At 57.6% G+C, this 22,360-nt stretch carries 18 protein-coding genes; 11 read left to right on the top strand and 7 right to left on the bottom strand.

Annotated elements, in window-relative coordinates; translation table 11 throughout:
* The first annotated feature begins 44 nt into the window (after positions 1–44).
* The 7 genes from NB063_RS14080 to NB063_RS14050 all read left to right on the top strand — a co-directional run bounded on the left by NB063_RS14080 (position 45) and on the right by NB063_RS14050 (position 6,444).
* On the top strand, positions 45–1,073 hold the full coding sequence (locus NB063_RS14080) for a hypothetical protein (protein WP_250929371.1): 1,029 nt from the start codon (positions 45–47) through the stop codon (positions 1,071–1,073).
* Positions 1,061–1,834: a class I SAM-dependent methyltransferase gene (locus NB063_RS14075; RefSeq protein WP_250929370.1), complete on the top strand. Its 774-nt coding sequence runs from the start codon at positions 1,061–1,063 to the stop codon at positions 1,832–1,834. Before NB063_RS14080 ends, NB063_RS14075 begins: the two co-directional genes overlap by 13 nt.
* A 52-nt stretch (positions 1,835–1,886) precedes the next feature.
* Complete coding sequence (locus NB063_RS14070; RefSeq protein WP_250929369.1) at positions 1,887–2,399, top strand: DUF3566 domain-containing protein; 513 nt, start codon at positions 1,887–1,889, stop codon at positions 2,397–2,399.
* Positions 2,400–2,645: 246 nt separating this feature from the next.
* A complete protein-coding gene (gene leuB, locus NB063_RS14065) occupies positions 2,646–3,725 on the top strand; it encodes a 3-isopropylmalate dehydrogenase (RefSeq protein WP_250929368.1) in 1,080 nt (359 codons plus the stop codon).
* A 67-nt stretch (positions 3,726–3,792) separates the two neighbouring features.
* A complete protein-coding gene (locus NB063_RS14060) occupies positions 3,793–4,755 on the top strand; it encodes a phosphatidate cytidylyltransferase (RefSeq protein WP_250929367.1) in 963 nt (320 codons plus the stop codon).
* 37 nt (positions 4,756–4,792) lie between these two features.
* Complete coding sequence (locus NB063_RS14055) at positions 4,793–5,314, top strand: NADPH-dependent FMN reductase (protein ID WP_250929366.1); 522 nt, start codon at positions 4,793–4,795, stop codon at positions 5,312–5,314.
* Positions 5,314–6,444 (top strand): glycosyltransferase, encoded by a 1,131-nt coding sequence (locus tag NB063_RS14050; RefSeq protein WP_250929365.1) that lies wholly within the window; start codon positions 5,314–5,316, stop codon positions 6,442–6,444. The genes NB063_RS14055 and NB063_RS14050 overlap by 1 nt, the downstream gene beginning before the upstream one ends.
* Before the next feature lie 32 nt (positions 6,445–6,476).
* Here the strand turns inward: NB063_RS14050 and NB063_RS14045 are convergent, their stop codons facing one another.
* The 3 genes from NB063_RS14045 to NB063_RS14035 all read right to left on the bottom strand — a co-directional run bounded on the left by NB063_RS14045 (position 6,477) and on the right by NB063_RS14035 (position 11,233).
* Positions 6,477–8,573 carry a hypothetical protein gene (locus tag NB063_RS14045; RefSeq protein WP_250929364.1) on the bottom strand — a complete coding sequence of 699 codons (2,097 nt, stop codon included), beginning with the start codon at positions 8,571–8,573 and terminating at the stop codon, positions 6,477–6,479.
* 120 nt (positions 8,574–8,693) lie between these two features.
* On the bottom strand, positions 8,694–10,517 hold the full coding sequence (locus NB063_RS14040; RefSeq protein ID WP_250929363.1) for a hypothetical protein: 1,824 nt from the start codon (positions 10,515–10,517) through the stop codon (positions 8,694–8,696).
* Complete coding sequence (locus NB063_RS14035; RefSeq protein WP_250929362.1) at positions 10,514–11,233, bottom strand: ABC transporter ATP-binding protein; 720 nt, start codon at positions 11,231–11,233, stop codon at positions 10,514–10,516. The genes NB063_RS14040 and NB063_RS14035 overlap by 4 nt, the downstream gene beginning before the upstream one ends.
* Positions 11,234–11,409: 176 nt before the next feature.
* On the opposite strand from NB063_RS14035, the gene NB063_RS14030 reads away from it, so the two are divergent.
* Positions 11,410–12,822 (top strand): MFS transporter, encoded by a 1,413-nt coding sequence (locus NB063_RS14030; protein WP_250929361.1) that lies wholly within the window; start codon positions 11,410–11,412, stop codon positions 12,820–12,822.
* Positions 12,823–12,911: 89 nt separating this feature from the next.
* Here NB063_RS14030 and NB063_RS14025 read toward each other — a convergent pair whose 3' ends face one another.
* Positions 12,912–13,331, bottom strand: coding sequence for a DUF2780 domain-containing protein (locus NB063_RS14025; RefSeq protein ID WP_250929360.1), 420 nt, complete (start codon positions 13,329–13,331; stop codon positions 12,912–12,914).
* A gap of 365 nt (positions 13,332–13,696) precedes the next feature.
* On the opposite strand from NB063_RS14025, the gene NB063_RS32265 reads away from it, so the two are divergent.
* The gene (locus NB063_RS32265; RefSeq protein WP_322975187.1) at positions 13,697–14,095 is read left to right on the top strand and encodes an RNA recognition motif domain-containing protein; all 399 of its coding nucleotides are present in this window, start codon (positions 13,697–13,699) and stop codon (positions 14,093–14,095) included.
* A 507-nt stretch (positions 14,096–14,602) separates the two neighbouring features.
* Here NB063_RS32265 and NB063_RS14015 read toward each other — a convergent pair.
* From NB063_RS14015 to NB063_RS14005, 3 genes are all read right to left on the bottom strand, one after another.
* Positions 14,603–15,991, bottom strand: a complete 1,389-nt coding sequence (locus NB063_RS14015) for a trypsin-like peptidase domain-containing protein (RefSeq protein WP_322975199.1) — start codon at positions 15,989–15,991, stop codon at positions 14,603–14,605.
* A gap of 1,082 nt (positions 15,992–17,073) precedes the next feature.
* Positions 17,074–18,129, bottom strand: coding sequence for a 23S rRNA (adenine(2503)-C(2))-methyltransferase RlmN (rlmN, locus tag NB063_RS14010; protein ID WP_250929358.1), 1,056 nt, complete (start codon positions 18,127–18,129; stop codon positions 17,074–17,076).
* Between the two features lie 253 nt (positions 18,130–18,382).
* Positions 18,383–19,855 carry a hypothetical protein gene (locus tag NB063_RS14005; protein ID WP_250929357.1) on the bottom strand — a complete coding sequence of 491 codons (1,473 nt, stop codon included), beginning with the start codon at positions 19,853–19,855 and terminating at the stop codon, positions 18,383–18,385.
* A gap of 250 nt (positions 19,856–20,105) precedes the next feature.
* Between NB063_RS14005 and NB063_RS14000 the strand changes: the two genes are divergently transcribed.
* Together NB063_RS14000 and NB063_RS13995 are read left to right on the top strand one after the other, a co-directional pair.
* On the top strand, positions 20,106–21,725 hold the full coding sequence (locus tag NB063_RS14000; RefSeq protein WP_250929356.1) for a hypothetical protein: 1,620 nt from the start codon (positions 20,106–20,108) through the stop codon (positions 21,723–21,725).
* Positions 21,718–22,350 (top strand): hypothetical protein, encoded by a 633-nt coding sequence (locus NB063_RS13995; RefSeq protein ID WP_250929355.1) that lies wholly within the window; start codon positions 21,718–21,720, stop codon positions 22,348–22,350. Before NB063_RS14000 ends, NB063_RS13995 begins: the two co-directional genes overlap by 8 nt.
* The last annotated feature ends 10 nt before the right edge of the window (positions 22,351–22,360 follow it).

Here is a 22,360-nt window from a genome sequence, read left to right as displayed (position 1 = left end):
GACGGGCAAATCATAACTCGAAGCGTCCGCAAAGGAACGCGTCTATGACCGTCCCTGGCGGACGATGCGACTTCTCTATCGAAGTGAACGGGCCTCAGGTGAACCAACCGCGTGCTATCGAAACGACGCGTCAACGCATCCCCCTCGCCGCTTGGTTGAGCCTGCTATCGCTCGACGCGGTGCTGGTCGCGGTCGCCTGGCAACAATTGTTGATGCAGAGCTTCTGCCACCGTTGGTCCACGCTACCGGAAACCGGATCGCTCGTTTTGACGGTGTGGCTCGTGTATGTCGCCGATCGGTTACTCGATGCGGCGAGACTCGATCTGTCCCAGCCTCACACACTTCGCCATCAGTTCTATCACCGACACGGCCGTATTTTTTTTGTCGCTTGGGTGACCGTGTTGCTGCTCGACACTTTCATCGTCGTGCGATATCTATCACCCGAATTATTGCGGAGCGGTTTGATCTTAGCCGCGGCCGTGTTGATCTATGGAGCGGGCGTTCACTTTCCGGGCCCGGCCTCCGACCCCCGCCACCGAGATTCGGGACGACGTTCGCGGTGGCCGTCGCTGCCCAAGGAGTTTCGTGTCGGAACTTTATTCGCATTAGGCGTGTCCCTGACGGCGTGGACACACTTGGTTGTGGACACCGAAGGGGTGCGTGGTCCCGTATCGTTATGGCCGCTCGCGATGACCACGTTTGCGATGGCGATTTTGTTTTGCGTCAATTGCGTTTTGGTGGCACGATTTGAACGGCATCTCGATCAAGCTCAATCGTTCGCATCGATTGCGACTCAAAACACATCGTTTGACGCCCGCGAGATGCGATGGTCACCGCGTGTTCTGGCAATCGTGGTCGCCATGCCGCTGGCCGCGTTGACGTATCAATTGCCCACGGCGGTTGGTATCGCGATCGGGGGTTGCGCTGCGGGATTACTAACAATCGTCGCGTTTTGGGATCGCCCGATGCCACACCGAGATAATCGGGCAACATTGACGGTGTTCGACATTCGGGGCGTTTGGGTGGATGCCGTGCTGTGGACGCCACCGGCGGTGATCTTGTGTTGCCTCTAAATGCTGACACCCGCTCGCGTTCGCAACGCGGTTACGACCGATTGGCACCTGCGTACCGGATGATCGAACGGGCCGCGTTTGGAAACCAATTGCAACAGGCGAGGGTGGCGCTGCTCGATGCGTTACCGGATTGGGATCGGCTACTCCTGTTCGGCGATGGGGATGGTCGATTGCTCGAGCAATTGTGCCGGCTCAATCCGTCAACGAGTGACCACGAACTCAACACCAAGCCACGGGGCCGGATTACAAGTGTGGACCACAGTCGAGCGATGCTGGATCGACAGCGGCGCCTGGTCGCGGCGGCGGGCGCGAGCGACCGGGTAGAATTTGTTCACGGCAATGCACTCGGTTTCATCCCCGAAGCATCCGCTTATGACATCGTCGTGATGCCGTTCTTCGTGGATTGTTTTAGTCGCGGTGAGTTAATCGAAAATTTGCCATGCTGGCTTTCGGCGCTGCGTGTCGGCGGGACACTGTATCACGTCGATTTCGTTTCTCCCGAATCAGATCCGACTTCCGAAACTCGCCGGCTTGAACCCAACCGGGCGCAATCGAGATGGCAACGGCAGCGGGCGAACGTGTTGTTGTGGGCGATGCACACTTTCTTTCGCTGGCAAACCGGGCTGCTGAATCGTCATCTCGTTGAGGTGGAAGATCTTTATCGACGCTGTGGGCTACAAAGAAAGATGACGCGAGTGAGCGGCGGAGGCATGATCACGAGCGAGATCTGGCAACGAGTCTCCGAGGCCATCGAGGTCTAGGAACACTTCGTCAGCGGATGATGGGGACCTCTGTTTTTCCCGGTCACAATCCATGTCACGACCGAGAAGCTGGTATGCTGACGAACAGGCCCCCTCGCAATCACCCGGTTGTAGGGAGGCCCCGTATTTCGAATCACCAGACTTCCTCGCCGTTGATCCTGCGATCGACGACCAATTCTGTAAGGAAATTCCCATGAGCGTGCCTCCCAGCAATCCCTATGGTAGCCCCACCGCTGCGTCCTCCGCGGAGGGTTATTCGCAGGGCATGACGCGGGCGATGAAACTGAAACGAGTCGACCCCTTGTCGTGCGGCAAGATGCTCGGGGCCTTGTACGTGTTCATTGGTCTGATCATGTCGGTATTCATGATCGTCTTTACGATGATCGGAGTCGCTGGCGGAGGCGGGAACAACTTGATGGCCGGATTGGCTGGCGGTGTGATCGGCGCGATCTTCGTCCCCGTTTTTTATGGGATCCTCGGTTTCATCGGCGGTTTGATCATGGCACTGCTCTACAACTTGTGTGCATCGGTGATCGGCGGGATCGAAATGCAGTTCGAGGACTAAAGGGCTCTCTCGTACACAAAAATCCGGCGTGTGACGGTAACAATCACGCGTTACCCACGTCACCGCGACCGGGCATGATCGCGATCGAGAATCTCGTGCGATGGGATCTCGATCTCGATCGCGACCTGAGCCGCCGCGGTGATGCCCGGCGTCTTGCGTCGGTGCACCCTGGGGGAAGTGATGAGATTCGGCTAATCTGGGGCGTTTTCATTCCCCGCATGACTCTCAACCTCACGTCCTCCGACCATGAAACACTCCATCGTCTTGCTTCCCGGTGACGGGATCGGCCCCGAGATCGTCGAACAAGCCCGCCTCGTTTTGGTTGCGATCGCGGATCGCTTCGGTCACGAATTCACGTTCAGTTCGCATCAGATCGGCGGTATCGCAATTGATGAAACGGGCGATCCGCTGCCCCAAGCGACCGTTGACGCGTGTCGTTCGGCTTCGGCGATCCTGCTCGGCGCGGTCGGTGGCCCGAAATGGGACGACCCATCGGCCAAGACGCGTCCCGAGGCGGGTCTGCTCCGTATTCGTAAAGAACTCGGTCTGTTCGCGAACTTGCGTCCGATCAAATTGTTCGACGAACTCGCCGACGCGTCGCCATTGCGGGCCGACATCGTGCGTGGCACAGACATTCTGTTTTTCCGTGAACTGACCGGCGGGATTTACTTCGGCGAATCGGGTTGCTCGGGAGAAGGCGAAGACGAAACCGCATTCCAGTCGATGACTTACTCGCGTCGCGAAGTCAAACGGATCGTTCGGATGGCCGCCAATGCCGCCCGTGGTCGTTCAAATCGACTGACGAGCGTCGACAAGGCCAACGTGCTCGAACCGAGCCGTCTGTGGCGCCGGGTGGCAGCGGAAGTCATGGCCGAAGAATTCCCCGACGTGAATTACGACGTCGTTCTGGTCGATTCAATGGCGATGCATCTGATCAACCGCCCTGCCGACTTTGACGTCGTCGTGACAGGCAATATGTTTGGCGACATTTTGACCGACGAAGCCTCGATGTTGCCGGGCTCACTCGGCATGTTGCCGAGTGCGTCGCTGGGTGAATCGGGCCCTGGACTCTACGAACCCATCCACGGAAGCGCTCCTGACATCGCAGGCAAGGGGATCGCGAACCCGTTAGCGACAATCCTTGCCGCCGCCATGATGCTGCGACACTCGTTATCGTTGAACGACGAAGCCGATGCGATCGAAGCCGCCGTGGCGGGCGTGTTGGCCGACGGATTGCGTACATCGGACTTGGCCCGTGGCGATTCCGATTCGGCAATCGGCACCGCAGCGATGGGCGCCGCCGTGGTCGCTAAAATCGCTAAATGATCCGGGTGGGTCCACTCACTCGGATACCGTTTTTGTTACACACACTCGTTTAGGTACCTGACCCAGCGTGCCCGATTTAACGACCTATCTGTTGATCGCCGTCATCTTGGCGGCACTTTCGATTTCGACCATCGTCGGTGTGATGATGGGCCGGAGCAACACACCGGGAACGGACGCGGCACTCATCAAACGTTTCCAATCCAAGCTACGTGTTTGGTGGACGATGGTGGCCGTGTTCGTGATCGGATCATTGACCGGACGGATCGGATTGGTGGTGTTGTTCGCCTTCATTTCATTCTGGGCGCTGCGCGAGTTCATCTCGATGACGCCGACGCGGCGGGGGGACCACCGGACACTGTTCTGGATCTTCTTCGTGTTCACGCCGATGCAGTACATCCTGATCGGATTGGGCAGCCAGAATTACGAGTTCTACACAATCGTGATCCCGGTGTACGCGAGCCTGTTCATTCCAGCGCGGGCGGCAATCGCAGGTGATGCGAAACGGTTTTTAGAACGATGCGCAAAGATCCAATACGGTTTGTTGATTTGCGTTTACTGTCTTTCGCACGCCCCGGCGCTGTTGTATCTCGAACTGATCCGCACCGATGGTCAGAAGTGGGACGGGAGTGCCACCAACCTGTTGATGTTCTTCGTCTTGATCGCGCAGTTGTCGTTGACGTTGGAACGGGTTTGGAGTCGCTGGATCGGTTCGCACGTGATCGCGCCGAACATCAACGGATCGCGAACGTGGGAAGGTGTGCTGGGATCGATCATGACGACGGGTTTAATCGCCGCGTTGTTACGTTGGGCGACGCCATTCTTTTGGTGGGAAGCGTTGCTGATGGGCGTTGTCGTGACGATTATGGCGAGCGTGGGAACGTTGACGATGAGCGCGATCAAACGCGATCGAGGCGTGACGGACACGGGCACGCTGGTTCAAGGGCACGCCGGGGTACTCGACCAAATCGACAACATTTGTTTCGCGGCACCCATTTTTTATCATGTGACACGCTTCTTTTTCACGGCTTGAATTCACACAACTCCATATCGCACGCTGCTTTTTCGCCATGCATTTGATCATCAGTTCGTCGCTCCATCCCACCAGCCGCAGCCGCATCTTGGCGAGAGAAGTTTGCGCCCGGTTAGAATCACAAGGGCGTGAAGTCACCGTGTTTGATCTCTCCGAGCGGGTGCTGCCGCCCTGTGACGGCGCGACGGCATACGGGGATTCGGAGGTGTTGACGTTGAGCGGATTGATCCGGGAGGCGGATTCGATCTTCGTCGCTTCGCCGGTCTATAACTACGACGTCAACGCAGCGATCAAAAACGCCGTTGAGTTAACGGGAAAAGCCTGGACGGGCAAAGTGGTCGCCTTGATGTTGGCCGCCGGAGGCCAAGGCAGCTACATGTCGGCGATGGGTTTGGCGAACAGTCTGATGCTCGATTTCCGTTGTTTGATCGTGCCACGCTTTGTTTATTCAACGGGCGAAAATTTCGAAGGCGATCAGTTGGCCGATGAGGACATCGCCGAACGTGTCGATCAATTGGTTAACGAGACGCTGCGCATCGCAGACGCGTTGGCGATGTGATGCACGTCGATCTGGTCATCACCGAACTCGACGTCGGCGGGGCGGAGCGTGCCTTAACACGACTCGCGATCGGGCTTCAGAAACGGGGTGATGACGTTCGCGTTTTTTCACTGGGCTCGCTACCTCAAGAAAAATCGCCGAACGACGGCAAAGACCAACTCGTTCGCGCCCTCCGCGATCACGATATCGAGGTTTCTAGCGGTGACGGTGCCGGCATCGCTCAGCTACCTTCGGTCTACCGAAAATTGCGTCGCTGGCTCAACCGACGTCCCGACAGCGTGCGGCAAAGCTTTCTTTTCCACGCCAACGTCTTGACGTCACACGCGGTCGGTTCCGCGAGTCAACGTGATCGAAAAGCTCCTTGGATTGCGGGAGTTCGGGTTGCCGATCCAAATCGGATTCGCATCGCGATCGAAGGTCACGCGCTGCGTCGCGCCGATCACGTCGTGTGCGTCAGCAGAGCGGTCGAAGCGTTCTCACGCGAGCGATATCGATTACCGGAGAACCGCGTCAGTGTGATCGTCAACGCGGTCGAAACGGATCGATTTGCGAATGCGATTGCGTTCGATTGGAAGACTCTCGGATGGCCATCCGACGCGGACGTCGTGCTGTTCATCGGTCGTTTGCATGAGCAGAAAAACCTTGAGCTGCTGCAACGCACGCTCGACCGATTCACCGATGGCGTGAACCGCAAACTCGTGATCGCGGGCGGCGGCCCCCAGCGAGAGTCCTTAAGTCAATGGGCCGATCGTGTGGGCAGGGACCGGGTGCAAATCCTACCTTGGCAATCCGACGTGGCACCCTTGATCGCAGCTTGTCGGGTGTTCGTTTTGCCGAGTCACTACGAGGGGATGCCCAACGTGGTGCTCGAAGCGATGGCGGGCGGCAAACCAGTTGTTTGCAGCCGCGTCGAAGGCAGTCTCGAACTGATCGGGGATGATCCCGACCAAGGCTTTGAACCCGACAGCGACGAGGGACTCGTCTCACGCCTCAATCGCTTCCTCGACGATCCGGAGTTTGCATCGAGCGTCGGCCAAGCCAACCAAAAACGGGTACACGAACAATTCACTGTGCAGCAGATGGTGGACACGTATCGCGATCTCTACGAACGATTGCGAAACCGTTCCTGAGTTCGCCGGCGTCCCGTCGCGACTCACGGCCGCTACCAATCGAATTCGAACGTCCGACCGGGGATGCGTCGTTCGCCGTGCTGTGCGATCGCTCGCAAACGTACCGGCCCGTGACCAATCTGGTCGGATGGAAGGGCGATTCGCCCCGCCGCCCCGTCAATCGTTTCGATGACGCGGCCGAGATGAACGAGTTCGATTTGATCGGCACCGCGACCTTCGACGAACACGGTGAGTTCGTCCGTTTTGTCTTTGCGGAGTCTTTCGATTCGCGGGATTTGAGATTCGTCACCGATCACGATCTCTTCGGAAAAAGCGATGCGTGGTTGAGTGGGATGTTCGCCGACGAGTACCAGCCGAACGTCGATCGCCCCCTCAAGACCGGCAGGCAGATTCGCTTGGATCTTGGTGGCAGGTCGCGATCGATTCGCCAGTTTTCCTTCGAGAAAAATATCCATCGCTCCCGTCGGCACTGTCATCGCGCTATCGGGAATCGATTGCCATTGCAGCGAGATCGTTGGGGCCGCATCCGAGGAGGGTTTGGCGTCACCGGTCGTCTCGTCGGGTGCGGCCTCGGGTCGGGACAGTTCGATATTGACGAAATCATTCGGGGCACGTGAGAACGGCTGGCATAACGGATCGCCGACAATGAGCATCTGGTAAGGCGATTGCAACGTGAGGTAGAACGCTTCGATCGCGGTCACGCCTTCGGCGTAAAACGGATACATCATCGCGGTCGGAAATTTGGGAGGCAACGAGTACGGTTCCGCAACCGCGCCGCTGCTGATCGCGGCACCGGCATGCAGCAACGCGGTGAGTTTGGTTTGAGACGTTGTGTCGAAAACGGCCCCGAGGCTGGTCAAATTTTCAGCGATCGCGCCGGGGACAAACGACCACTCGCGATTTCGCATCGAGAGATTGGCGGCGCCCAACATCATGCCCACATACCTGCGTCGATCAGTTGGCAACACCGACGAAAAAATTTCGACAGACTGGTTTCGGCACAATAACCAAGCGAGCGCGTCTGGTGTGCCGGGGAACCGGGTCGTCGAACGTACATCGTTCGTTTTTGAAAACCCGAACGTCGCTGCGGGATAAGAGCGATCCGCTCCTGCACTCCGCTGCAGAACTTGTGCGGCTTGCTCGACCGTGCTGCCGTTCTTGTGGACGACGGCAAGCACACATGAAAGCATGTATGGGATGGCACCTTCGCTGAGAGAAATCGGGTGACCGCTGGTGGTCCATCCGACTGATGAAGAGAACGCAACCGGCCCTTGTGACACAACAGGGACATCCTGCAATCGATTCAGCAATTGTTTGCGAGGTGCAGACAACTCGGCGTTATCTGTGTCGAACAGTTGCATCAAGGGTTCGGTATCGGTGAGATGCCTTCGATTGACCCAGCCGTGCCGGACCGCCATGGCGACTTGCTCGAATGCCTTGCCTTCGTTCTCCGCCCGCAGCCAATTTTCGGCGGCGAGAATGCGCAGCGGGTGCAGCGTCGGGTACTCGATTGCGAGCGACTCGAACGACTCGGCAGCCGCCTCAAACTCATTTTTTTCCGATGCGTCCTGAGCGGACTTGAATCGCTCGCCCGGTTCGCCACTGAACGGATTGAGGAAGTGACGCGAGAACGGTCCGCGGGCATAGAAGTTCGATCCCCAACCGAGATACAAGGGTGAATCGGCGAGTATCCAGCGATAGAAATAAGTGAGCGAGTTGATGGATGCTGTTGGCGTTTGATATTTCCTTTGCGCCGGATCGGTCAGCTGACGCGTGTGGGATGAAATATCGACCGAAGTCGGAAACCCGGCTGAGTAGGCAATCACATCGATCTGCGCCGCAAGCCCCCGAGCATTGATCGCCTCCAGGACCGGACGAAGAATCTTGTCACGGAAATCATCGAGCGAGATTTTGAGTGACCCCGAGGGCACGTTCTCGAGAAAGATCACATTACCCGGCGGAATGTTTCGAAGGGAAACATAGTGGTTTGCGATCGAGAGTGAGTCGGCCGAGGATGCATTGACGATCACGGCAACGTTCTCGCCAGTCAATCCCGCCTGCACAGGGCGGCTCGATGACAGCACGCTGAAAACGAAAACCAATCCGATAACGCATGGAAGCCGATTCATGCTGTGACTCCAAATCGAAGCTGAACCAACGCAAACATGACGGGCGACTCGATCATAGAGGGCGGCATCCCTGGCTTTCGTATCAAGAAGATCTACCGATCGACATACGATTGTATCGGGTCAATCGGGCGGAATGTCGATCGCGGGATCAAAGCGTTTCCAACTTCCCACCAGGACGAGGAAGGCGGTAAACGCGACCATCCAACAACCGAACAGGCTGCCCAAGAACCCGACGGGAACCACGACGGCAGCGGGCAAAACCGCGTGACAGACCGTTCCCCATAGAAACAACGCGACGGGGACGATTAAGAGCACCAGTCCCTTCCACAAAAACGTGATCTTCGCGCGGATCACCATCCAAATCCCTTGGTCGTGGATCTGGTGCGGGTAAGCCAGGAACAATGCGTTCTCAACGGCAAACGTGAGCAGCGACAGGGACGGAAATGCGATCGCCAACCAAATCACCTGCATCATGGGCACGTCGGCGATGACCGAGGCAACCGCCAAGGTGATCCACTGAAACAGAATCGTGATGGCGACGGGCACGGATAACATCCCGGCACACATTTCGGTTGCGGTGAGCGGGAAAGATCTCAGCAATCCCATCCGCTTGAGATCTCGACGAAAATCGATTTGCAGAGCGGGCGGCGCCAACAACAGCGAACTCAGCGCGATACCACCGATGACAAAGATCCACTGCTTGGTAATCTGCCCGGCGAGTCCTGCCGAAGGCGTCAGGAGCGGCGAAAGCGAAACCGCCATCGGGATCGCAAAGCTGATTAGAACATTCATGCGATACCGGCGAATGCAGTACAGTTGCCGTGAAACGATCGCCCAGACCGGCCACGAAAACAGCGGCCGGTAGGACTCCCTATCGCCCGCACTTGATACCAGCCGACGCGAAACCGAACGTCCGTCGGCCGCGACCAGTGCTTGGGTTTGCCATGTTTGCAATTGAGCTTGTTCGTTCGCGTGACGACGATTGATCGACCATTGATCTAAATGGATCAGGGCCGTTGCCATCAATGCGATCGTGATGATGGACATCAGGATCAACAACAGACAATGCACAGGCATCCACGTCACAGGCACGAGGATGGTCATTGGCCACATCGGCTGACTGACGGCGAGATGCGAAGCGGGCTGGAGCGGCAAGGCGAACCACTGCACCGTGTCACTGCCGGCGAATAACGCCACTTCGGCGATGGCGGTCGACATGTACATCGCCGGATCCCCATCAACGTGTGTTTCGTTGATCGTTTGCATCCCGAGTGCCGCGACAAGGGCGACGACAACGATGACGCTGGCGAGTTTCAAAATTTTCTTCTCACGCGCGGTCGTCGCATCGATGACGTGGCTGACGATACGACGCATCCACTCGAGGGCAAAGAGAGCGAGGAAGACACCGCACCAGAGCGAAAAAAGATTGGGCACGTCACGCCACAACACCACGCAAAGCAACATCGATTTGACGGCCGTGGCGGGGAGGACACGCACGACTTCATGCAAGACGACGAACGTGCGTGCCAGCGGACCACCGCCGATCCACAACGCGGCGGCGGGCGTCGTCACGACGCAGGTGGGTTCATCGGCGGGCCGAGACGACCATAAGTATTTGATGCAGTGATAGAGGGCGTATAACACCATCCCGCCCGATAGCCACAATTGCAAACGCTCGGGGTCAACGACATCGCGTCGCGACAACACGGTCAGTCCGGCGAGCAAGTACAACAGCACAAAACTGACCGCGAGAATGGACGCGGCGGCATGTCGTGGCGAACGGATCCGATCCCAGAACCGACGCAGGCGGTGCGAGGTGCGGACGGATTCGAGATGCCAAATGGTTTCGATCGGGTGCTTCCACGAAGTGATCCCGGCGAATCGGTGTGAGGACGTCCGCTTCGTTTGGGGAATACGATTCGGTGAAAGGGTGACCGCGTTCATCCGACGACCGTCATGGCGGCAAAGAAGGCTTGTTCGAGCGATTCGGCTTGCGGGAACGACGCTCGCAACTCAGTGGTCGCGCCGTGATAACGCACACTGCCTTGGTGCATCATCCAAACTTGATCACAGACGTCACCAATCATCGCGAGCAAATGGCTGCTGATGATGACGGTGTTGCCTTCCCGAGCGTATTCGGAAATGGAATCGAGCAGCGTGCGAATGCCAGGTGGGTCGAGTCCGGTCAACGGCTCGTCGAGCAACAAGACAGGCGGCGAGATCAGATAGGCGCAGGCGATGGCGAGCTTTTGCCGCATCCCGCGGGACAACGTCGTGACCCCAGAATCGTATTTGGACAACAACTCGAAACGTTCGAGCAGATCGTAAGCGCGTCGTCGATGGTCGGCGATACGGTAAAGCTGTGCGACGAAATCAAGGTGTTGACCAACGGAGAGATCATCGAACAACGGAGGATCATCAGGCACGTACGCGACGTTTCGTTTCAATTCGACTTGGTCTTGAATTGGACACAAACCGTGCACCCGTATCTCACCCTCAGTGGGGCGAATCAATCCCGCAAGACACCTTAAAGTGGTCGTTTTTCCGGCGCCATTGGGTCCGACCAGCCCACAAACCACCCCAGCAGGAATTGAGATGCTGATGTCCTTGACGGCAAGCGTGTCGTCGTAGAGTTTTTGAAGGTGAGTGATTTCGATCATCACGCGGTTTCTATGTATGGAGCGAGGGTTGTCTGCCTGTAACGCTACCACTCCGGAACACGCCACGGCCAAAATCGCCCAAATCGGGCAACCGGTGCTGCCCGAATAGTTGCTGCAACAGTTCCTCTTGTGCCGACAAAAACGATTGATCGGACTTTACGACTACCCACCTCGTTATGAAACTCTTCCTGGATTCCCGCTCTCATCCGCAATCGCACGCCACCGGAGCAGAAACTCCTGCGCCGTTGCCACGTGATAAGCAGGCCGGTGGATCGTCGACGCAAACGCGGGTCGAGGGAGAATCACCACGGAAGTCTGCCTCGGAGCAACCCACCCGTTCTCATTCGCAAACAGGTTCTCCGGCGACAATCGCACCGCTCGGCAAAGGCGTTTTTTGGGAACCGCTGCGTTTGCCACTGTTTCGATTCTTTTGGATCGCGTCGCTGGCGTCCAATCTAGGTACGTGGATTCATGAAGTCGGCGCCGGTTGGTTGATGACGACGCTGCAAGGCAGCCCCGAGATGGTGGCGGCGGTCCGCACGTCGATGTCGCTACCGATCGTGCTGTTGGCGATCCCGGCTGGGGTGCTCGCCGATCGCATCGACAAACGTCGCCTGTTGATGATGACGCAGACGCTGCTGTTCGTTGTCACCGGTATGCTGGCGTTTTTGACGTACACCGGTTGGATCACCGCGTGGGGTCTGTTGGGGCTGACGTTTGTGATGGGGCTCGGGATGGTCGTGCATGTACCAACGTGGCAGTCAGCGATTCCGGAGTTAGTGCCACGCAGTCAGATTTCGCGGGCGGTCGGTTTAGGCAGCATCAGTTTTAACTTGGCGCGTACGGTCGGGCCGGCCATCGGTGGCGTGTTGATCGCAGTCGTTGGCATTTGGAGCACGTTTGCGATCAACGCGTGCACGTTCGCGGCCGTGATCGGCGTGCTGTTCGTGTGGAAACGTAAAACCATCGAAAGCAGCCGTGGGCGATCGTTTTTTGCCTCGATGCGTCAAGGCGTTCGCTACGTGGCGTTTCATGGTGTGATGCGCAACGTGATGATCGGCGTCGCGTTGTTCGTCTTACCCGGCAGCGCGTTCTGGTCGTTGCTGCCGCTGTTTGCCAAAACCGAACTCGGCTGGGGCTCACGCGGGTTCGGAATCATCGTGGCGACCATGGGTGCCGGTGCGGTGTTGGGCGCTTCGGTGCTGCATCGATTCCGTCATCGCTTCGGAACTGACCGTGTGATCGCCGCCGCGATGGCGACCTTCGCCGGCGGCCTGTTGGTGATGAGCAGTTCACCGCGTTGGCAAGTGCTGCTGCCCGCCGTGTTGTTGATGGGCGTGGGCTGGATGTCGACGCTCACGACGCTCAACGCGACCGCCCAGATCACATTGCCGCCGCGTCTGCGAGCCCGTGGGATGGGCTGTTACTTGACCATGATGGCAGGCTCGATGGCAATCGGCTCATTGATCTGGGGCCAGATCGCGGGACGCATCGGTTTATCGAACTGTCTGTCGGTGGCCGCGGGTTTGATGTTGTGCACCGCGCTGACGGGACTCACCTTTCCGCTGGCCACACGACTGGACGATTAAGCTCACTGCCCGAAAACGGTGATACGTTTCCTCGTTCGCCGCTGAATCGTGTCAAGCATCAGCGGCTCGTTTCGAAGTTGGATCTTGGTTTATCCCAACAACGTTTTGAGCATCGGGAATTTGCTCAGGAGTTGTTCCACGACATCGTCACCGAGTTTGTCTTTGAGGAACTCGATGACGGTGGAGAGGAACGGGCCGAGTTTCTCGGCGTCGATTCCGCAGCTGGCCAACGCCGAAGCGATCTCCAATCCTCCCCCCGCGCTGCCGCCGAGGGCCGCGGAAGCCATTCCTGAAAGCTTTCCTAACAATCCGCCGCCGGCGGGCGGTGTTCCGGAATCTGCCGCTTGGGAGGCCGCGTCGTCGGCACCCGGCACCGCCCCGGCGATCTGGTCGAACAAGTCGCTGCCGACATGCTCTTTCACCAGTGCCATCAGTTTGCCGAGTCCGTCGTTGGCGACGGAGGCGTCAATGCCGAGGCGTCCGGTTATCAGTTGCACCAATTCGTCCATGGTATTTGCTTTACAAATGCGAGAAAAACCGACGAACAGAGACGTTGTCGGAGGGGTGTGCGGAAGCAGCCGAGTCTTGCGTCAAATTCGCTCGATCACGCCGGCAATGCACAAAAGAACACCTGTCTAGTGAGGGAGTTTCGATTGTTGCCGGTGGCAGAGGGACATTCAAGCCGTCAATCACGCCAAACCATGTGTTTTTAACAATCCTGGCATTGACTGGCGTGTCAGTTTGGTTCACGCTTCGAACTAGTTGAGCACCACACTCTTGGCGGCTGTTTACTTTTGGAAGTGTTTTCCAGTAATTCCGCCTTGAATGCGAGAGGCATTTTGTCTCGTTGGTGACGGTTCGTAAGGTTAGTTTTGTGACGAATATTTATGTAGGGAACCTGTCGTTCTCGGCAACCGAAGATGATCTTCGGGGAGCGTTTGAGCAGTACGGCGAAGTGTCGACTGTCAACATTATCATGGATCGGGAAACAGGTCGAAGTCGGGGTTTCGCGTTTGTCGAAATGGCCGATGGAGACGGTGCGAAAGACGCGATTGAAAACCTTGATGGTCAAGCAATCAGCGGTCGAAACGTAACGGTCAATGAAGCTCGCCCTCGTGCCCCCCGCACCGGCGGCGGTGGTGGTGGCGGTGGTGGACGCGGCGGCTACGGCGGTGGCGGCGGCGGCGGTGGACGCGGCGGCTACGGTGGTGGCGGCGGCGGTGGTGGATACGGCGGTGGTGGCGGAGGTGGTCGCGGAGGCGACCGCTACTAAGTCACGCGACAGGTTCTTGACTCCCGTATTCGTCGTGAGTTGATAAACCGCACACGCGAGAACGCAGATCGGTTCAGATCACTCTGAGATACCTTTCCTAACGCGTTCAAATTCCATTCAAGCGACAACGGGATGAGTTTTCCAAACTCGTCCCGTTTTTCGTTGGTACTCGGAAACCGTGCGACGCGGACCAAATAATAGTGCGACGCGGGGCAAACGATCGCCACGTTGGCCGATTCTCACCGGCTAGCGAGACCCCTGCCCGATTGCCACCTCTCTCGCAGCATAAATGCGAAACACCGGCGATGGACGAGTCCTGGCTGGGTCGACGAATGCCCTGACTCTGTCTGCACGTGCGGGCGTGCAATCGAGTCAGAACATTCGTCCCAGGACGTGTCCACCGCCGGTGGGAGTTTTCGCATCGGTACCGGCCCGAGTCTTTCCATGCACCACGACGGCGTCGATGGCTCATGAGTCTGGTCGGGCAGACCGATCGGAAGAACTTGCTTAACGTCGCCCCGTCGTGGGCTGGACGGCGAGTTTCATGTGGCCATAGAGAGTTTGATCACGCCGAACGATGTAGAACTTTGCGTTCGGCCCCTGGCGAATTTCAGGATGTTGCAAGATTTCCGCGAGGTCAGCGAGGCTCGATGTTTGCCAGGAGTGAATCCCGAGCAGCACGTCGCCAACCCGAATGCTCTGCTCATCCGCTGCCGAACCGGGACGGACATCGGTGATGACGAGACCACCGCGATAGCTGGTTTGCATTTGACTGTTCATCCGGCGAGTAAACGAGTCACCTGCGGGGCGAACTGCGACACCGATCACTTGCCATGCCAGGGCCGCAACGGGATCCTTCGCTTCGCTAGCCGACGGCACGGTCGAAACAAAAGTCTCATAGGTTTCGCTGCCGCGTTGAAACTCCACCCGGAGTTTTTCGCCTGGCATCGCATCAAGCACCGACAAAGCGTACTGCAGCGGCGTTGAAATGGAATCTTCGTCCACCTTGACGATCCGGTCGCCCGGTTTGAGGCCGCCACGTTGAGCAGAGCCACCATCGATCAGGTCCACCACTTGGAAACCGCCTTCACGACTCGGCTTGCCCTGCAATCCGATAACGAATCGTCGGTCGTTGTGACGGATGATCATATCAGTCACCGTATCGAGCACTTGATCGATCGGAATGGCAAACGCAATCTGTTGAGCACCGACGCGGACCGCCACGTTCACGCCGATGATTTCACCATCAATATTCAATAGCGGACCGCCCGAATTGCCGGGGTTGATTCCGGCACTGGTCTGAATCAGATCACGGTAGCTCTGTGTTTCGTTAACCGGGATGTCGCGATGCAACGCACTGACAATCCCGACAGTACTCGTGTGCACGTATCCGAACGCGTTCCCAATGGCGATCACCGGTTCGCCGACCATCAGATCATTGCTGTGACCACGGGGAATGGTTTGAAACGGGCCAGCTCCCCTGAGTTTCACGAGCGCCAGGTCATTCGCGGGGTCCGACGCCACCAGATCCGCCGTCGTGGTCGAGCCATCGTGCAATGTGACGTTAATCTCGTACACATCTTCGACGACGTGATAATTCGTCACCACGTATCCGCGAGAGTCGATGACGACTCCGGTCCCCATCCCGTTGACTTGGCGGGCGACATCGGACGATGCCCCCGCGAGCGATGCCGCGGTTTGTCGGATCGTCTTTTGTCCGTGCAAGTTGACAACCGATGGTGCCGCACGACGAATCGCCGTGACCGTCGGTGTTTCACGGTGTGATTGACGCTTGATGCTGAGCGTATCATCGTCAGCGGCAGAATTGCGATAGCTGGTCGCACTCACCGCGTGCAGATCTTCAGCCGATGCGGACGCGGTATCCCACGCACCCATCGCTGTGATCACGGCCAAGGCGATCCCCCAGACCCATGCACCACGTACCCCCGTGAGGGCAGCGGGCTGAGAAGCCGCTGGGTTGCTCGTCGCCGAAGCGGTGAGACAGGTATCGATATTCTGATAGTTGAAACGCATGAATCCCCGCACCCACCAAGCCGACCGAAGAAAACGGAAGCCGCGTGCCAACCGGAGTGACCGGCACAAGGGGTAGCATCGGACATTTACGAGCGATCGCTTGATCACGCATAACCGGCGCCGCAAGGTTTACCACGCCGACCACTCGAAGCCGGTTAGGCAAGATGGGAGAGTCCGCAAAAGGGTGCCGGTTACCTGATTTCTGATCGGCTATGGTGGGTCTCACGACACCTCAACACGCCTGTACAGAGACATCCTGTGAACATTCCTTGCGTTTTGTCATTCGTCATCAATGATTGCGAACGAAAACGATCGAGACATCGCCTCCTTGCGACAGACGTTTTGGCGTTTCGCCTTTTGCATCGACGTGTCGGATCTCGAGTTCGTAGAGAGGGTAACGCGTCGTGTTGTGGGGATCGGAAAGGTGAACTACTTGAATGAGGTTTAGGGGTCTCGGTCTCGGGGGACGTTGATTGTTTTAGTGCCTTTCCTAGCGGAACGGCGCGAGCCGTCCGGTCCCGAGTCACCGGACGGCTCGCGCCGTTCCGCTAAGATTGAAAACGCGCAGTAAGTGAATCGACGTCTTGAGAGACCGAACTACGTGCGTGATGTTTGCTGGCTCCGGTCTCGGAGGACATCGTGGATTTAGTGCTCTTCCTAGCGGAACGGCGCAAGCCGTCCGGTCCCGAGTCACCGGACGGCTCGCGCCGTTCCGCTAAGATTGAAAACGCGCTGTAAGTGAATCGACGTCTTGAGAGACCGAGCTACGTGCGTGGTGTTTGCCGGCTTCGGTCTCGGACCACATCGAGGATTTAGTGCTCTTCCTAGCGGAACGGCGCAAGCCGTCCGGTCCCGAGTCACCGGACGGCTCGCGCCGTTCCGCTAAGATTGAAAACGCGCTGTAAGTGAATCGACGTCTTGAGAGACCGAACTACGTGGAGACGCTACGCCATTTCGGTGATGTTCATCGCGTATGCCCGGTTCTCCTTGCGGACCAACTGCCCGCAGGCCGCGTCGATATCGCGACCGAGCGAATAACGAACCGTTGTTTTTACCCCGTGCGATTTCATCGCGTCGGCGAACTTCACAATTCGTTCAGGGGCGGTCCCGCGAAGATGAGGCGCATCCTCGATCGGATTGTATGGGATCAGGTTCAGGTGCACGCATAATCCATCGAGCCACCGCGTTAACCGCTCGATGTCGATCGCCGCATCATTGACGCCGCTGAGCATCAAATATTCGATCATGACTTCACGCTCCTGTATCCGATTGCAGTTCGCGATCGTGTCTCGCAATTGTTCGAGTGGATACCGTCGAGCCAGCGGAATGATCTGCTCGCGTGTCGACTGATCAGCACTGTGCAGACTTAGCGCCAGATTCACTTTCGGGAATCGCTGAGCCATTCGCAACATCGCGTCCGAAACCCCCACCGTCGAAACCAATATTCGCGACGGCGATCGGTTGAAATGGTCCGGCGCCGTCAATGTCTGAATCGTCTTGATCAGATTGGCTTCGTTATGAAACGGCTCACCCATTCCCATGAAGACGATGTTGTCGAGACTGCCGCCCTCCGCTGCGAGCAATTGCCCCGCTTGCAGCACCTGATCGAGGATTTCGGTGTAGTGCAGACTCCGTGCGATCCCCATCTTGCCCGTCGCACAAAAATCACACGCCGCCGCGCAGCCGACTTGGCTGGAGACGCACAACGTCGTTCGACCGGTTGCGATCCGTAGGATCACGGATTCGATCAGCATCCCCGTATCGGTACGAAACAGCAGCTTGGTCGCTCCATCGACCTCGGAATCAAAACGTCGATAGAGTTCCAACGCGTGGCACCGCAGTGAATCGCGAAGCGGAAAGTCGGCAACGGCCGCCGCATCGGGTCGGAAGTGTTTGAACAACCGATTACGGAGCACGCGAACGTGCTGTCGGTCGAGCCGGTGTTGTTGCCGGAGTCGTTCGATCGCTTCGTCGTCGAAAGGAGAAATCAGTTCAGTCACGGTCAATGCGGCGGATTCTCTATCTTGGTATCGCTGGATTTCTTCATCCGAATAAACACGCTCTTCACATCAAACTTACGATGTCTCGCACCTGATCGATGGTGAGTTCCCGTGGCGCCGCCAGATTTCCGCGGCCGCGTCACGCTGTATCGGTTTTAGCCCTATCGCGGTACGCTCACCAGTGGACTCGTCCCCCGTCGGTCAGCGATCAAACTTGGACGACACCGTGAGAACGCAACCGCGATGCGGAGGATCACGGAGCTTCCTGCAGCAACGCCGCAGTCAACGACGCCACGAGCGGCAGCATTTGCTGGAGTTGCTGCTGCACCGCGTACGCCCGCCGTCCGGTCAAACCATGGTGATCGACGTGCTCAACGTCCGAAGCCAACGCTCTCCAAGCGACCGCTAATTGCGACGCCGGTCGTTGCAACCGTTCGAACGAGTGCCCCGCTTCGAGTTGCGAGTGGATCGACCGGGCCGCTTCGTACACGTCATGAGAGTGGTCGATCAACTCACGGGCATAATCATCCGGCTGCAGGTAGGCTCGCAGCCGTTGCAGGTCGGCATAAAAGTACTCAGCGATGCCCTCGAGTGCGGCCGCATCGGACATCCACCTTTCGCGATCCATCTCGGGAATACCGACTGGAGGCAAACCACTCGTGGGTGGCGGTGCCATCCACAACAACGCGTAGGTTTCGTCGCCGCACTGGGTCACGCGGACCAGACGTCGATCGAGTACCGGATCACGCGCCTCCGCGACCGATTCGGCAAACGGCCGCCAACGGGCGATAAAGTTTGTGAAATTGGTGACGATTTCATCGTACGACAACGAGGGCAATCGATCGGCCTCCTCCAAGATCACCTGCCGCAAGAGCCTCGCTTCATGCACCAATTGGCGTGATCGGTCGCTCGACATCCTGGCGTCGGGCAGGTCATCGATGAGGGTCTGAATGTAAGTCGCGGCGATCACCATTTGGTCATGTAAACCGTGACGATCGAATTGCGGCGAGATTTCACAAATCTTGGCGAGCGTTCGGCATGTCGCGTCACACCGTGCGATCTGTGCCCGCATGGTTTGATCGCGATCGGGAACGGACCGGAGTCGAAATGACAACTCGCGATAGCGTTGATCGATGCCTTGATAAGCAGGCACGAGAGGTGGCAACGACGAAGACGCTCTCGCTTGGGAGGCAAGCGTGGCCACTTCGGCTTGCAGTTGATAGAGCTGCGGCAATTGAGAACGAAACACTCGATTGGAGCGTGCTGCCGATCGGACGGTTTGCATCAGCTCACCGAGCTCGTTTTGAAACCGGGTCAGCGTGACATCAAATTCGTGAACGTCGTGTGGATGGGGATCCACAACGACGGGAGGTCTGCGACCGAACCGCGTATCTTGCCCGCGCCCCGAGTCCGTTGAACGATCTCGCCCCACGTCCGGTTGACGCGATGGTACGACTTCGCGCGTTGGGGCAACCTGTGTCGGAGGTGACGTCGTCCGCGGTTGGCCTGTGGCGGGCCCGAATGGGCCGCCGGGGAAACCACCTGGAGTGCTCGACGGATTTTCGCGAGGTGGTGGTGTAGCGGGTGGATTCGCCAGTCCGGCACGCTCACGGGCCTCCTGCAACTGCTTTTCCGCGATCGATCGGAACAGACTCTCTAGAAACGAGCTGTTTTGTGCCTTCGCCGTCGACACACATAAGCTCGACAAACCGAACAGAGCAATCATTCCGACTCGTCGGCAAAACCGAGCGTCTGGCGAGAGGAGTCGCAAATGACACATAGGATGTCGAAACATAATCATGGAACCCGCGGGCAAGTGGAGGAATCAACCTAACGTCAGTGTATCACGTTCCCTCATCTCGTTTCACGGCACGATCAATCGTCGCATGGGAATCTCATACCACGGTGATTCCACATCGAACTCGCCTGAGTTTGGCTGAGAACTTCCAACTAGCAAACTTCCCCACGTCGCACCGATGACCTCTTCACCCTTTTCTTTTCAACGTAACGACGCGGAGGCGGACAACCGCCAGCCCACGCGGTTTGCGTTTCGGATTGAAAGTGATCGTGTCATTCTGGCGGTCGCGGTATGCCGGCCGAACGAGGCTGTGAGTGTCGAGGTCGACTACGTTCGATTGACCGAAACCGCAGCGGGGAATGATGACGTATTCGAAGACGAAGATGAATTCGTTCGACGTTCTGGGCTTGGGTCAGCAAAGGACCAGACGAGTCAAGATTGGATGGTCGGCAGCGGATGGAAACGGCTACGCGACGCGATCGAAACGCTCGCGACCCGTCACAAGATCGGTAGCGAAAAGGTAGCCGTGTCGCTCACCGGCGACTTCTGCGTGACGCGGATCTCGACGGGATCCGTCGATGACGTCGACCACGAACTCGGGGCGTTGTCAGGCCGCATCCCGCGTTACCTCCAACTCGGCCCCGGCGGCAAACTGATCGGGCAAGTCCGAGAAACGCTCAGCCCGGGGATTGACCACGCACTCACCGCGGTCGGCAACTTCACGCGTCTCAACGCGCTTTATGAAGCGTTCGTGAGCGCCCATGTTGACGTCGCGTGGATCGAACCATCGCTGGTCAGCATGGCGAGAATGGTTGGCATGCTGGGGATCGATCAGGAGAAACCGATCTTGATCGCCGACTCGTTCGGCCAATCTTGGGAAGTCGGGATCACGCACCAAGGCCGACTGCTGTTGGACTATCGTCCGGCAGCGGCACACGACGCCGAAACGTTTGCGACCGCAATCTCTCAACACCTTGCTCGCCTCCGCCGCTTTTGCCAACGTCACCGGGGGATGCCGCAAAGTGAACTAAGCAATCTCTATGTCGGAGGTCCGCCCGAGAAAGTCGACATGGTATTGGAGCACTTCACGAACGCGGACAATCTCACCGCAACTCCGTTCGTCCTCCCGGACTCATGCTTGAACCTTCGAGTTCCCAGTGAGATCGGATCCGACGGAGTCGCCGCGTTTGCCGCGATCCTGCCACGGATCCAACCAACGTTTATCCAACATCCTCCGGATCTGTTGCAGACGATTCGCCGCGATCGCGCTCAATCCCGGATCATTCGTACGGTGCTGACGCTATGGCCTTGCGCGGTCGCGGCGGTCGTACTGTTTATGACTTCGCTATGGGTCGGAACACTGCGTGAAGAAGCGGATCAGAAACAGCAGCAGCGTGAGTTTGTTGAAGTCCAAATGCTGGCGACACAAACACGCATGGCGTCGCTCCAATCGGACCGCCGTTGGGTGCAACAGCTCGGTCAAATCGAACACAAGACCGTTTCACCACCGATCGTCGAGTTGACCACTCAAATCACGCAGTGCTTGCCCGCGCAAGCCGTGCTGACATCGATCCGATTCGATAGCGATCACCACATCATGTTAGCGGGCAAGACTTCCAACGAATCAGAAATCTACGAGATCGTCGGTTACCTGCGTCGATTGAATGGGATCAGCCAAGTCGCGTTGTTGGCGACGTCGAGCGGGCTCATCCAGGATGAATCGCAATTCGAAATGAGGTTGTCGTGGACACCTGCCGACCCTGAGTCCGCTGCCGCGCAGGAGTCGCAAAATGAATAAACAGAACGATCGGTTAATCCGAGCGATTGTTGCCTGTGGAAGTTTTCTCGCCTTGATCGTGTTCGGGTATCCACTAGTCGATGAAGGTATCAGGCTCCGCGACGACCATCGTGCCTTGGCTGAGCTTGAAAGAAAATTCGAATCGTCGCAGGAGCGAGACGCTCGGCTGCAACGCATCGAAGCCAAACTACGCGAGCAAAAGCAACAACTCATCCAACAATGCGTGACTCGAAATCGCATCCCCGCGGTTCGAGACGAGCTGATCACAATGATCCGAGAATGTGGTGGCAGTCTACGTGCGTTGGAAATTGAAGACGAACAGAAACGACGATGGGGCGCCGACAATGACGACCCTCGTAGTCGTCGATCACCAGACTTTGGAAACGAATCGGAATTTGAACTTCATTCACACGAGCTTTCGCTGTCGGTCGTCGGACCGCTCGATTCGGTGTTAAAGATCATTCGGGTCGTCGACGACCATCACTGGCTATTGAACATCAACTCATTGACATTGGAACCAATCCCCGGAGGCGATTCTGTTCTCAGCTTGGAATTAAACATGACTTTATTCGGATTGCTGCACGCACCCGTCAGCATGGATGACGCGTTTGCGATGATCAACTGAATTGGATACC

The organism is Aporhodopirellula aestuarii (assembly GCF_023701485.1).
In the GTDB taxonomy this organism is placed as follows: Bacteria; Planctomycetota; Planctomycetia; order Pirellulales; family Pirellulaceae; genus Rhodopirellula; species Rhodopirellula aestuarii.
This window is presented reverse-complemented; position numbering and strand designations above follow the sequence as displayed.

Coding starts and splice junctions, on each gene's coding strand:
- NB063_RS14070 (WP_250929369.1), top strand. CDS start 1,887: ATGTCACGACCGAGAAGCTGGTATGCTGACGAACAGGCCCCCTCGCAA.
- NB063_RS14035 (WP_250929362.1), bottom strand. CDS start 11,233: ATGATCGAAATCACTCACCTTCAAAAACTCTACGACGACACGCTTGCC.
- NB063_RS14040 (WP_250929363.1), bottom strand. CDS start 10,517: ATGAACGCGGTCACCCTTTCACCGAATCGTATTCCCCAAACGAAGCGG.
- NB063_RS13995 (WP_250929355.1), top strand. CDS start 21,718: ATGAATAAACAGAACGATCGGTTAATCCGAGCGATTGTTGCCTGTGGA.
- NB063_RS14015 (WP_322975199.1), bottom strand. CDS start 15,991: ATGGGTGCGTGGGATACCGCGTCCGCATCGGCTGAAGATCTGCACGCG.
- NB063_RS14055 (WP_250929366.1), top strand. CDS start 4,793: ATGCATTTGATCATCAGTTCGTCGCTCCATCCCACCAGCCGCAGCCGC.
- NB063_RS14030 (WP_250929361.1), top strand. CDS start 11,410: ATGAAACTCTTCCTGGATTCCCGCTCTCATCCGCAATCGCACGCCACC.
- NB063_RS14080 (WP_250929371.1), top strand. CDS start 45: ATGACCGTCCCTGGCGGACGATGCGACTTCTCTATCGAAGTGAACGGG.
- NB063_RS14050 (WP_250929365.1), top strand. CDS start 5,314: ATGCACGTCGATCTGGTCATCACCGAACTCGACGTCGGCGGGGCGGAG.
- leuB (WP_250929368.1), top strand. CDS start 2,646: ATGAAACACTCCATCGTCTTGCTTCCCGGTGACGGGATCGGCCCCGAG.
- NB063_RS14025 (WP_250929360.1), bottom strand. CDS start 13,331: ATGGACGAATTGGTGCAACTGATAACCGGACGCCTCGGCATTGACGCC.
- NB063_RS14005 (WP_250929357.1), bottom strand. CDS start 19,855: ATGATTGCTCTGTTCGGTTTGTCGAGCTTATGTGTGTCGACGGCGAAG.
- NB063_RS14045 (WP_250929364.1), bottom strand. CDS start 8,573: ATGAATCGGCTTCCATGCGTTATCGGATTGGTTTTCGTTTTCAGCGTG.
- NB063_RS14000 (WP_250929356.1), top strand. CDS start 20,106: ATGACCTCTTCACCCTTTTCTTTTCAACGTAACGACGCGGAGGCGGAC.